The sequence below is a fragment of the Malaciobacter marinus genome (assembly GCF_003544855.1).
Taxonomy (GTDB): Bacteria; Campylobacterota; Campylobacteria; order Campylobacterales; family Arcobacteraceae; genus Malaciobacter; species Malaciobacter marinus.
The window spans coordinates 1,771,528-1,784,386 of record NZ_CP032101.1 but is presented as its reverse complement, the minus strand read 5'-3'; the positions used below and the strand labels follow the sequence as shown (position 1 = coordinate 1,784,386).

Annotated in this window: 8 protein-coding genes; 6 read left to right on the top strand and 2 right to left on the bottom strand. The window is 29.6% G+C overall.

The annotated features are described in order from the left end of the window. Positions 1–3: 3 nt before the first annotated feature. The gene (gene lipA / locus AMRN_RS08700) at positions 4–885 is read right to left on the bottom strand and encodes a lipoyl synthase (protein ID WP_099312137.1); all 882 of its coding nucleotides are present in this window, start codon (positions 883–885) and stop codon (positions 4–6) included. Further along, entirely contained in the window at positions 882–1,601 is a 720-nt protein-coding gene (locus AMRN_RS08695; protein ID WP_099312139.1) for a lipoate--protein ligase family protein, read from the bottom strand. The genes lipA and AMRN_RS08695 overlap by 4 nt, the downstream gene beginning before the upstream one ends. A gap of 404 nt (positions 1,602–2,005) precedes the next feature. Between AMRN_RS08695 and aceE the strand changes: the two genes are divergently transcribed. The 6 genes from aceE to AMRN_RS08665 all read left to right on the top strand — a co-directional run bounded on the left by aceE (position 2,006) and on the right by AMRN_RS08665 (position 12,850). After that, complete coding sequence (gene aceE, locus AMRN_RS08690) at positions 2,006–4,678, top strand: pyruvate dehydrogenase (acetyl-transferring), homodimeric type (protein WP_099312141.1); 2,673 nt, start codon at positions 2,006–2,008, stop codon at positions 4,676–4,678. Between the two features lie 9 nt (positions 4,679–4,687). Then, positions 4,688–6,364 (top strand): dihydrolipoyllysine-residue acetyltransferase, encoded by a 1,677-nt coding sequence (gene aceF / locus AMRN_RS08685; RefSeq protein WP_099312143.1) that lies wholly within the window; start codon positions 4,688–4,690, stop codon positions 6,362–6,364. A gap of 15 nt (positions 6,365–6,379) precedes the next feature. After that, positions 6,380–7,810, top strand: a complete 1,431-nt coding sequence (lpdA, locus tag AMRN_RS08680) for a dihydrolipoyl dehydrogenase (protein WP_099312145.1) — start codon at positions 6,380–6,382, stop codon at positions 7,808–7,810. A 101-nt stretch (positions 7,811–7,911) separates the two neighbouring features. After that, positions 7,912–8,253, top strand: coding sequence for a hypothetical protein (locus tag AMRN_RS08675; protein ID WP_079577506.1), 342 nt, complete (start codon positions 7,912–7,914; stop codon positions 8,251–8,253). Positions 8,254–8,315: 62 nt separating this feature from the next. Then, on the top strand, positions 8,316–10,583 hold the full coding sequence (gene metE / locus AMRN_RS08670) for a 5-methyltetrahydropteroyltriglutamate--homocysteine S-methyltransferase (RefSeq protein ID WP_099312147.1): 2,268 nt from the start codon (positions 8,316–8,318) through the stop codon (positions 10,581–10,583). A 143-nt stretch (positions 10,584–10,726) separates the two neighbouring features. Next, a complete protein-coding gene (locus AMRN_RS08665; RefSeq protein ID WP_118897409.1) occupies positions 10,727–12,850 on the top strand; it encodes a methyl-accepting chemotaxis protein in 2,124 nt (707 codons plus the stop codon). The last annotated feature ends 9 nt before the right edge of the window (positions 12,851–12,859 follow it).

Genomic DNA, 12,859 nt, shown 5'->3' with positions numbered 1-12,859 from the left:
CTTTTATATAGTATTTTTTTCGTTTGATAAGTATTCATGCGCTAAGTAAGAACTTCTAGCATATGGAGTACTATGTACAAAATCAAAACCAAGATCTAAAGCAATTTGTTTATATCTTTCAAACTGTTCTGGTTTTACAAACTCTTTTACTGTTTCATAATCTCCTGATGGAGCTAAATATTGTCCAATACTTAAAAATTTGCATCCAACTTCAAGTAAGTCTTTAAACACTTGAACCATCTCTTCTTCTGTTTCTCCAAGTCCTACCATCAAAGCACTTTTTGTTTTGATTTTATCGCCACCTAACTCTTTTAATCTTTTTAAAACTTGTAAACTTCTTTTGTAAGAAGCATTTTTTCTTACACGATAAAGTGAGGGTACTGTTTCTACATTGTGTCCAATTATAACAGCACCACTATCAACAACAGTTTTTAAAGAGTCCTCTTTTGCTTGAAAATCAGGTATTAATATCTCAACTTGTGTACCTGGAGATTTCTCTAAAATATTTTTAGTAACTCTATAAAACTGTTGTGCTCCACCATCTTTTAAATCATCTCTTGCTGGACTTGTAATAACAACAAACTTAAGTCCTAATTTAAGTACAGATTCTGTAACTCCATCAACTTCTGCTATATCAACTTCTGTTGGTTTTCCTGTGTGTACATTACAGTATGTACATCTTCTTGTACAGATATTCCCCAATATTAAAAATGTAGCATTCTTTTTAGCATAACATTCACTAATATTTGGACATTTTGCTTCTTGGCAGATTGTATGAAGTCCATGTTTCCCTAACAGTGCTTCCATCTCTTTTTGAGCTGTTGGAACTAGTTTTTTTCTAAGCCAATCTGGTTTTTTAAAATTTACTTTTTTTGCTACTGTCATTTATTTTCCTCTAATAGTTTTACTAGTTTGTCATTCTCTTTACTTGTTAAAGAAGATTCTTTCAATGTTGCTTCAAAACTTTTTTCAAAGGCCTTGATTACTTTTTCTATGGCTTCTTCAAAACTAAGATTTATATTAAAATCTTCTAATGTTGAACCAATCTTCTTATCATTATTTACACCTTTTATTGGAATTGAACCATGTTGGAAAATTACTCTTTTTGTTCTTTTTTGAGCATTTCCACCTATTTTAGTTTCATTTACTAAAATATCATAAGCTTCAAATCCAACTTGACAAAACTCACTTTTACTTAGTGTAACATGTGGTGAGTCTTTTGCAAAACAGCTATTTAAACCTAAGTTTTTATAAAATAGCAATAAAAACTGACAAATTTTTTCATAACTTTGTTTTACACTCAAGTCTTGAAAATCACTACTTGGCAGGACTAAACTATATGATAAGTCATGTCCATGAAAAAGTACTCCACCACCTGTAATTCTCTTTGCACAGTTGTTTTTATACTCTTTTATATAAGTAGGATAATCTTCACATTTTTGAGATAATCCAACTGTAAAAGATTTTTGCCATGTATAAAGACGTAATATCGGTAGATTATCATTTTCAAATGAATTTACTAGGACTTTATCTATTCCCATGTTAATTTTTGCATTTTCATTAGTAGAAAGAATTAATCTAAAAATTTTATTTTTCTTCATGACTCACTTTCAAAATTTAAATTTCTCTTTTAAAAATCAAATTTTTTATGTAAAATTATAGCTGTTATTGAAGGCAAATGCATTAAGCCTTAGGCATTAGCAAAAAAATTTAATTTATGATTAAATTTATAGGCATTTTTAAACATAATAAATACATAATTTAACATTTTATAAGCATTATAACAAATCAAACTATTCAAAATGGTTACATTCTTATTAAATACTTAAAATTTTTTATTAATATTATAAAAAAAAGAAAATTTTTTTGATATATTACTGTTATGTAACCTTTGTTTCTTATAATGTTTTAATACTTTAAACAAATAACTATTAAATAAGTTAATTATTGTATTATTTTAATATTATTTGCTAGTGAACCCAAATAAAATTTAAAAGGAGTATATATGTCAGATATACAATTAAAAGATATTGACCCTAACGAAACTAAAGAATGGTTAGAGGCACTTGATACAATTATCGAAGAAGATGGGACAGATAGAGCTCACTACTTACTTGAAAAACTTATTGATAAAGCAAGAAGAAGTGGAGGATATCTTCCTTTTAAAGCTACGACTGCATATTTAAATACTATTCCTGTGCATCAAGAACCTAAGATGCCAGCAAATTTATTATTAGAAAGAAAAATTAGATCAATTATTAGATGGAATGCACAAACTATGGTTTTAAGAGCTTCAAAAAAGAACTTAGAACTAGGTGGACATATTGCATCTTTTGCATCTTCTGCAACTTTATATGATGTTGGATTTAACCACTTCTTTAGAGCACCAAGTGAAAAAGATGGTGGAGATTTGATATTTTTCCAAGGACATATTTCTCCTGGTATTTATGCAAGAAGTTTTGTAGAGGGTAGAATTTCAGAAGAACAAATGGATAACTTTAGACAAGAAGTAGATGGAAAAGGTCTTTCATCATATCCACATCCAAAACTAATGCCAGAGTATTGGCAATTTCCTACTGTATCTATGGGACTTGGACCAATACAAGCAATTTATCAAGCTAGATTTTTAAAATACTTAACTGATAGAGGTATTAAAGATTGTAGTAATCAAAAAGTTTATTGTTTCATGGGTGATGGTGAGTGTGATGAGCCTGAATCTTTAGGTGCAATTGGACTTGCTGGACGTGAGGGATTAGATAACTTAATTTTTGTTGTAAATTGTAACTTACAAAGACTTGATGGGCCTGTAAGAGGTAATGGAAAAATCATTCAAGAGCTTGAGGGTGAATTTAGAGGTGCAAAATGGGAAGTTATTAAAGTTATTTGGGGAAGATACTGGGATCCTTTATTAGAAAAAGATAAATCAGGTAAATTAATAAAAGTTATGAATGAAACTGTTGATGGTGAGTATCAAAACTATAAACAAAAAGGTGGAGCTTACACAAGAGAGAATTTCTTTAATAAGTATGAAGAAACAAAAGAATTAGTTGCAAATATGGGTGATGATGAAATCTGGAGATTAAACAGAGGTGGACACGACCCTGTAAAAGTATATGCAGCTTATAAAAAAGCCAATGAGACAAAAGGAAGACCAACTGTAATATTAGCAAAAACTGTTAAAGGTTATGGTATGGGTGATGCTGCTGAGGGTAAAAATATTGCTCATGGTGTTAAAAAGATTGATTTTGATACATTAAGAAAATTTAGAGATAGATTTGATATTCCTATTTCAGATGAACAGATAAAAGAGCTTCCTTATTATAAACCAGCTGAAGATAGCGAAGAAATGCAATACTTAAGAGAAAGAAGAGCAGCTCTTGGTGGATATGTTCCTCAAAGAAGAAAAGAGTTTAGTGATAAGTTAACTATTCCAAAACTTGATGCATTTGACGCAATATTAAAAGGAAGTGGTGATAGAGAAGTTTCTACTACTATGGTACTTGTAAGAATTTTAAGTTCACTAGTAAAAGACAAATCAATTGGAAAAAGCATTGTTCCTATTGTTCCAGATGAAGCTAGAACATTTGGTATGGAAGGTATGTTTAGACAAATTGGTATTTATGCTCACGAAGGACAAAAATATGTTCCTCAAGATAGAGATCAAGTAGCATACTATAAAGAAGATAAAAAAGGACAAGTACTTCAAGAAGGTATCAATGAGCTTGGAGCAATGGGTTCATGGGTTGCTGCAGCTACTTCATACTCTGTAAATGATTGTCCAATGATTCCATTTTATGTATATTATTCAATGTTTGGATTCCAAAGAATTGGTGATATGGCATGGGCAGCGGGAGATTTACAAGCAAGAGGTTTCTTAGTTGGTGGAACATCAGGTAGAACTACATTAAATGGTGAGGGATTACAACATCAAGATGGACACTCTCATATTTTAGCAAATACTATACCAAATTGTATTTCATATGACCCAACTTATGGTTATGAACTGGCTGTTATAGTACAAAATGGTATTGAAAGAATGTATGGTGAAAAACAAGAAAATGTATTCTATTACTTAACAACACTAAATGAAAACTATAAACAACCTGAACTTCCAGAAGGTGTAGAAGAGGGTATTATAAAAGGTATTTATAAATTAGAAGATGTAAAAGCAAAAGAAAACTACAATGTAAAACTACTTGGTTGTGGTTCTATTTTAGAGCAAGTAAGACAAGCTGCACAAATTTTATCTGATGATTATGGAATCTCTTCTGAGGTTTACTCAGTTACTTCATTTAATGAATTAACAAGAGAAGCACAAGATATTGATAGATACAATACTTTACACCCAGATGAAGAGAAAAAAGTACCATTTATTACTGAAACTTTAGGTGATAATGAAGACAATATTATTGTTTCTGCAACTGATTATATTAAATTATACTCAGAACAAGTAAGAGCTTATGTAAAAGGAAGCTTTAAAGCATTAGGAACTGATGGATTTGGTAGATCTGATAGTAGAGAGAATTTAAGAGCTCACTTTGAAGTTGATTCAAGATTTATTGTATTTACTACGATTTCTCAATTAGTAGAAAAAGGAATACTTGAAAAATCAGTATTATTAGATACAATTAAAAAATTTAAAATCAATACAGAAAAAGTAAACCCATTAAAAGCATAAGGTGAAGTAATGAGTATAGAAGAAATTAAACTACCAGATGTTGGTGGAGAAGAAGTAGAAGTAATTGAAGTTTGTGTTAAATCTGGAGATTCAATTGAAGAAGAAGAGGCTATTATTGTTGTAGAAACAGAAAAAGCTTCTATGGATATTCCTGCAAATTTTGGCGGAACTATTGAATCAATTAGTGTAAAAGCTGGAGATAAACTTTCTGAGGGTGATTTAGTGTGTACTATGAAAAAAGAAGATAGTACACAAGATGAACAGCCAAAAGAAGATACTAAAGAAGAACCAAAAGAAGAAGTAAAACAAGAAGAAACACAAAAAGAAGAAGAGCCAAAAGAAGAAAAACAAGAAGAGTCTCAAAGTGTTGAAACTTCAAGTGTTGTAGAAGATATAGTTGTTCCTGATTTAGGTGAAGATGGTGAAGTTGATGTAATTGAAATATCTGTTAGTGCAGGTGATGAAGTTGAAGAAGAAGATGGACTTATTACTTTAGAAACAGAAAAAGCAACTATGGATGTTCCATCACCAGCTAAAGGAAAAATAGTTGAATTAACTGTTAAAGCAGGAGATAAAGTATCTACTGGAACAGTTATTGGTAAAATTGAAAAAACAGTTGAAAAAACAGTTGCTTCAAAACCTGCTACTAAAAAAGAGACAAAAGAGCCTACAGCAAAAGTAGAAGCTGAAGAAGTAAAAGAAGAATCAAAAGAGCAAAACAGTTCATCTCAAACTCAAGCAGAACCTGTAAAAACAACTGGAAAAGTTTATGCTTCTCCATCTGTTAGAAGAATTGCAAGAGAGTTTGGTGTTGATTTATCAAAAGTTAGTGGAACAGGAAGAAAAAATAGAATTTTAAAAGAAGATGTAAGACTATTTATCAAATCAGAATTAAGTAAACCATCATCTCAATCTTCTGGAAATGCTGATTCGGGTCTTGGCTTTGATTTACCAAAATTAAAACCAGTTGACTTTTCAAAATTTGGTGAAATTGAAACTGTTGAAATGACTAGAATACAAAAAATATCTGGACCTAGTTTACATAGAAACTGGCTTGGAATTCCTCATATTACACAGTTTGATGAAGCTGATATTTCTGAACTTGAAGAGTTTAGAAAAGCACAAAATGAACTTTTAGCTAAAAAAGAGAATGGTGTTAAGATTTCTCCTCTTGTATTTGCTTTAAAAGCTGTTGCAAAAGCACTAGAATTGCATCCTAATTTTAATTCATCATTAAGTCCTGATGGTCAAAGTATTATTCTTAAAAAGTATATCAATATAGCAGTTGCAGTTGATACACCAAATGGACTTGTAGTTCCTGTACTTAAAGATGTTGATAAAAAAGGAATTGAAGAGTTATCTTTAGAGTTAAAAGAGATTTCTATTAAAGCAAGAGATGGAAAATTAAAAGCACAAGATATGCAAGGTGCTTGTTTTACAATCTCTAGTCTTGGTGGAATTGGAGGAACTGCATTTACTCCAATTATTAATGCACCAGAAGTTGCTATTTTAGGTTTATCAAAATCTGAAATGAAACCAAAATGGGATGGTGAGAAATTTGAGCCAAGATTAATGCTTCCATTATCATTATCATATGACCATAGAGTTATTGATGGTGCAGATGGCGCTAGATTTACAACAACACTATCAAAATTACTAAGTGATATTAGATTATTACTTTTATAATAAATCGAGGTAAATATGAGTAAAGAAGTTAAAGGACAAGTATTAGTAATAGGAGCAGGGCCAGCTGGATACTCTGCTGCTTTTAGAAGTGCTGATTTAGGTTTTGATGTAGTTTTAGTAGAAAAGCACAATACTTTAGGTGGAGTTTGTTTAAATGTTGGATGTATTCCATCAAAAGCACTTTTACATGTAGCTAAAGTTATTGAAGAAGCAGAAGAGATTTCACACCATGGTGTAAATTTTTCAAAACCAAATATTGAGTTAGATAAAGTTGGATCATACAAAGATGGCGTAGTAAAAAAACTAACAGATGGTTTATCTGCTATGGCTAAAATGAGAAAAGTTACGGTTGTTAATGGAAATGCAACTTTTATTGATAAAAATAGTGTATCAGTTAAAAATGGTGATGAAGAAACAATCGTAAAATTTGATAATGCAATTATTGCAGCTGGTTCAAGACCTATTGAACTACCATTTATTCCCCATGAAGATCCAAGAATTTGGGATTCAACTGATGCTTTAAGATTAAAAGAAGTTCCAAAAAAACTACTTATTATGGGTGGTGGAATTATTGGACTTGAAATGGGTACAGTTTATCAAAAATTAGGTTCTTCTATTGATGTTGTTGAGATGCAAGATCAGTTAGTTCCAGTTGCTGATAAAGATGTAATCAAAGCATATACAAAAGCAAACAAAGATAGATTTAATATTATGTTAAATACAAAAGTTGCTAAAGTAGAAGCAAAAGATGATGGAATTCATGTTTCTATGGAAGGTGAGGGTGTTAGTGCTGAACCTATTGTATATGATGCTGTTTTAGTTGCTATTGGAAGAGCTGCAAATGGAAAAATGTTAGGACTTGAAAATGCAGGTGTTAATGTAAATGATTGGGGTATTATTGAAGTTGATAAACAACTAAGAACAAATGTAGATAATATCTTTGCAGTTGGTGATATTGTTGGTCAACCAATGCTTGCACATAAAGGTGTTCATGAGGGTCATGTTGCAGCTGAGGTAATTGCTGGTAAAAAACATTTCTTTGAACCAAAAATGATTCCTTCAATTGCTTATACTTTCCCAGAAATTGCATGGGCAGGATTGACTGAAAAAGAGGCAAAAGAGGCTGGAATTGATTATGAAGTTTCAACTTTCCCTTGGTCTGCTTCTGGTAGAGCATTAGCAAGTGATGTAAGTGAAAATGCTTTTACAAAGCTTATCTTTGATAAAAAAGACAACACTTTAGTTGGTGGAGCAATTGTTGGAGATAATGCTGGTGAGTTATTAGGTGAAATTGGACTTGCACTTGAGATGGATTGCGATGCAGAAGATATCGCTCTTACAATACATGCTCATCCAACACTGCATGAATCTGTTGGTTTAACAGCAGAGATTTATGAGGGAAGTATAACTGATCTTCCAAATGCAAAAGCAAAAAAGAGTAAATAATTTACTCTTTTTTGTAAAATATTAAAAAAAACATAGTTTATACTTATAATTTTAATTTTTTTAAGTTATAATTGTGAACTAAAATTTTAAAAGGAGTAGCTATGAAACCTATTGGTTTTGGAAAAAACTATTTTTCACTGTCATCAATACTTGCTTATGCAGTAGAACAAAGACTTCATGGCATGGCTACAACTTTTAAAAAATATCTTAATATTGAAAAGTTTAGTTTTTCTGATGAAAATGAAGATGAATCAGTCTGCAATGAAGAATTAACACTAATAAACTGCTTTGTTATAAAAAGCAAACCTTGTCATTGTGATTGTGTATTTAGAAAAAAAGCACGTTTAGCTGTTGCACTTTTTAAATTTATTCCAAGATGTCCTTACTATTGTAAGTTCTTTGCGTTTAGAAGAACTGGCGTACACCCACCACAAACTATCTAATTTTTAATTATATAACAAAAAATCATATCAAAATAAAATAATAAAAATATAAGGATAAAGTAATGTCTAAAAATTATGTTATCGGATTTCCAAGAATTGGAGAAAAAAGAGAGCTTAAAAAAGTTTTAGAGAGTTTTTGGTCAGGTGAAGTTGACTTTGGTGAAGTTAAATATGTAGCAAATGAGTTAAAAAAGAGGCATTGGGCATATCAAAAAAGTGCAAAGGTTGAGTATATCTCATCAAATGATTTTTCATATTATGATAATATGCTTGATACTACAATCTTACTTGGAGCAATTCCACAAAGATTTGAAAACTTAGAAGATGAAGAGTTATATTTTGCAATGGCAAGGGGTAATAAAGAAGCTGTTGCAATGGAAATGACAAAGTGGTTTAATACAAATTATCACTATATCGTTCCAGAGATTTCAAAAAATACAAAGTTTAAATTAAATAGTAAAAAAGTAATTAGTGAGTTTAAAGAAGCAAAAGATTTTGCACTAAAAACAAAGATAAATTTAGTAGGGCCTATTACATATTTAGGTCTTTCAAAATCAGTTGATAATAGTGATACTTTTTTACATATAAATAGTGTAGTTGAGCAGTATTGCAAACTTTTAGAAGAGCTTAGTTTACTTGATGATGAGATAATTGTTCAGTTTGATGAGCCTTTATTTGTAAAGGATTTAGATTCAAAGGTATTATCTTTAATAAAACCTGTGTATGACAAGCTTGCAAAGGTTTCATCAAATATAAAAGTAGTAGTTGCAACATATTTTGAACACTCAAATGAAGCAACAAAAATTTTAGTAAATAGTCCAATTTGGGCACTTGCACTTGATTTTGTATATGGAAGTAAAAACTTTGAAGTATTAGAAGAAATTGAAGCTTCAAATAAAGTTTTAATTGCTGGTGTTGTTGATGGAAGAAATGTATGGAAAAGTGATATTTCAAAAAAAGTTGAACTTTTAGATGAAATAGCTAAAAAGGTTTCAAAAAGCAAGATTTTAGTATCTACTTCTTGTTCACTTTTACATGTGCCTTTTACTTTAGAGTATGAAACAGCACTTGATAGTGATATAAAATCTTGGCTTAGTTTTGCAAAAGAGAAACTTCTTGAATTAAAACTTATCTCTAAACTATTTTTTAATGAAGAGTTGAGTTTAGAAGATAAATCACAATTAAAAAGAAACCAAGAAGATAATGAAAGTAGAAAAGACTCTACAAAAATTCATAATAAAAAAGTTCAAGAAGAGTTATCAAAACTAAAAATAAATGAGAGAAAAGAAGCCTTTGAAGATAGAATAAAAGCACAAAGAGAGTTTTTTAAATATGAAGATTTGGCAACTACAACAATTGGTTCTTTTCCTCAAACACAAGAAATTAGGAAAAATAGAAGAGAGTATAAAAACAGTCTTATTTCAAAAGAACAGTATGAGCTTCAAATAAAAGAGTATATTGATGATTGTATAGCTTTTCAAGAAAGTATAGGACTTGATGTATTAGTTCATGGTGAACCAGAAAGAAATGATATGGTTGAGTATTTTGGAGAGTTACTTGATGGATTTGCTTTTACTAAAAATGCATGGGTTCAATCTTATGGAAGTAGATGCGTTAAACCACCATTGATTTTTGGTGATGTTACAAGAGAAAATCCAATGACAGTAGAGTGGATTAAATACGCACAAAGCAAAACTAAAAAGATAGTAAAAGGTATGTTAACAGGTCCTGTAACAATTTTAAATTGGTCTTTTGTAAGAGATGATAAACCAAGAAATGAAGTTGCACGTCAAATAGCTTTAGCAATTGCAAAAGAGGTTGATGATTTACAAAATGCTGGTATAAAGATGATTCAAGTTGATGAGGCTGCATTTAAAGAGGGATATCCTTTAAGAGATGAAAATATTAGCAAGTATGAAAAATGGGCAGTTGAAAACTTTAGATTAAGTGTTAGTAAGGCTAAAATAGATACTCAAATTCATACTCACATGTGTTATAGTGAGTTTAATGATATCATTAAAACAATAGAAGCAATGGATGCAGATGTAATCTCTATTGAAACAGCAAGAAGTGGAAATGAATTACTGAAAATATTTAAGAAAGTAGGATACAAACAAGAAGTTGGTCCTGGTGTTTATGATATTCATAGTCCAAGAGTTCCAAGTGTAGAAGAGATGGTTGTACAAATTAAAGCTTTACTTGAAGTTTTACCAAAAGAGCAATTATGGATAAATCCAGATTGTGGCTTAAAAACTAGAAAATGGCCAGAGGTAAAACAAAGTTTAGAGAATATGGTAAAGGCTGTAAAACAAGTAAGAAACGAAAAATAACAAAAAGAGGATATTTTATATCCTCTTTTTATATATACTCAATAGTACTTTAACTTTAGCAACTATCTCCTCTTAAAAAAACCATTTTAGATTAATAAAAAAACTACTATAATAAAATAAAATTGCCATGGTAAAGGATGAGTATGGGAAGACGTGGACTTAAAACAAAAGTATTAGCAATTGTATCTATATGTATTATTGTTGCTTTTACTTTTTTAGCATATGATAGTGCAAGTAGTGAGTATAATTCACAATATAATAATATTAAACAAAGAGAGTTACAATTAGCTTCTGATAGTTCAAATTATATTCAGAGTTTTTTTCAAGCAAAAATTGATATTGTAAATGCATTAGCGCAAGAATTACCTTCTTCTAATATTTCTCATGAAAATAAAGAAGTTATTGATAAATTAAATTTAGCAATAAAAGCTGGTAAATTTTATGATATATATTTAGGAATGAATAATGATGGTAGATTAATACAATCAGATAGGACAATCTTAAGTATTGAAAAAGATGATTATGATTCACGAACAAGACCTTGGTATAAACAAGCTATAAAAGATAAAAAAGCAGGAATTTCTAAACCTTATATTGATGTACAAACAAAAAAATTAGTTGTTACTGTTTATACACCATTTATCAAAAATGGAGAAGTTCTTGGTGTAATAGGTTCTGATATTTTCATAGATACAATTGTTGAATCAGTATTAAATATAAAATTAAAAAACACAGGGTTTGGTTATTTAGTTCATGATGATGGTACATTATTAATTCATAAAAATAAAGATTTAGTAAATAAACAAAGTGAAGTTTTCAAACAAATAAAAAAAGAGGGTGAAAAAACTGCTTTTTATGAAGCTACATTAAAAAATAAAGATTTATTAGCTGCATATAGTAGTATTGAATCAACTGGTTGGAATTTTGTAATACAATTAGACAAAGATGAAATTTATGATGAGATAATTTCAAGTATTACAAAACAAATTATTTTATATGTAATTTTACTTGCAATTATTTTATCTATCTTGCTATTTACACTAATTAAGTTACTTTCTCCTTTACAAACTTTAGAAGATGGATTGAATTTCTTTTTTAAATACTTAAAAGGTGAAGAAAAAGAGATAAAAGTTTTAGATATAAAAAGTAATGATGAATTTGAAAGTATGGCTTCTACACTAAATGAAGAGATGAATCAAGTTGCAAAAAGTTTTGAAGAAGATAAAATACTTATAGAAGAAGTAAAAACAGTTGTAAATTACATCAATAAAGGTAAGCTTGATGTATTAGTAAATAAATCTACATCAAATAAATCTTTAAATGAGTTAAAAGATATTTTAAATGAAATGATAAAAACTATTAACGCAAATGTAAATAGTGACATCAATCCAATTTTAAATGTTTTAGAAGAGTACTCAAAACTTAACTTTGTAAATATGATAAATAATCCTGATGGTAAAGTATCTAAAGGATTAAATAATTTATGTGAAATCATAAATGAAATGTTAAGAGAAAATAAAGACAATGGTCAAAATTTAGAAAAAAGTTCAAAAACATTGCTTTATAATGTAGATATACTAAATAAAGCTTCAAATGATACAGCAGTTTCACTTGAAGAAACAGCAGCAGCAGTTGAAGAAATTACAAGTACAATTATAAATAATACAAATAGAATAGGGGATATGTCAGGACACTCAAATGATTTACTTAATTCTATTAATCAAGGTAATAAATTAGCAAACTCAACTGCTAAATCAATGGATGATATCAATGAGCAAACTCAATCAATAGCAGAAGCAATTACAGTTATTGATCAAATAGCATTCCAAACAAATATTCTTTCACTTAATGCAGCAGTTGAAGCAGCAACAGCAGGTGAAAGTGGAAAAGGCTTTGCAGTTGTTGCAGGTGAAGTAAGAAACCTTGCAAGTAGAAGTGCAGAAGCAGCTAATCAAATTAAATCAATAGTTGAAAATGCAACGCAAAAAGCCAATGAAGGTAAAGCAATTTCTTCTGAAATGATAGAGGGATATAAATCTTTAAATGAGAATATAAATAAAACTACAGAAGCTATTAAAGATATTTCTGAAGCTTCAAAAGAGCAAAAAATTAGTATTGAGCAGATTAATGATGTAATTACTAGACTTGATCAACAAACACAGAAAAATGCTTCTGTTGCAAGTGAAACACATAATATTGCAATAAATACAGCTACAATTGCTAGTGAAATTTTAAGTGCTGTTAATGAGAAAAAGTTTAAGGAGTAATCTATTGAA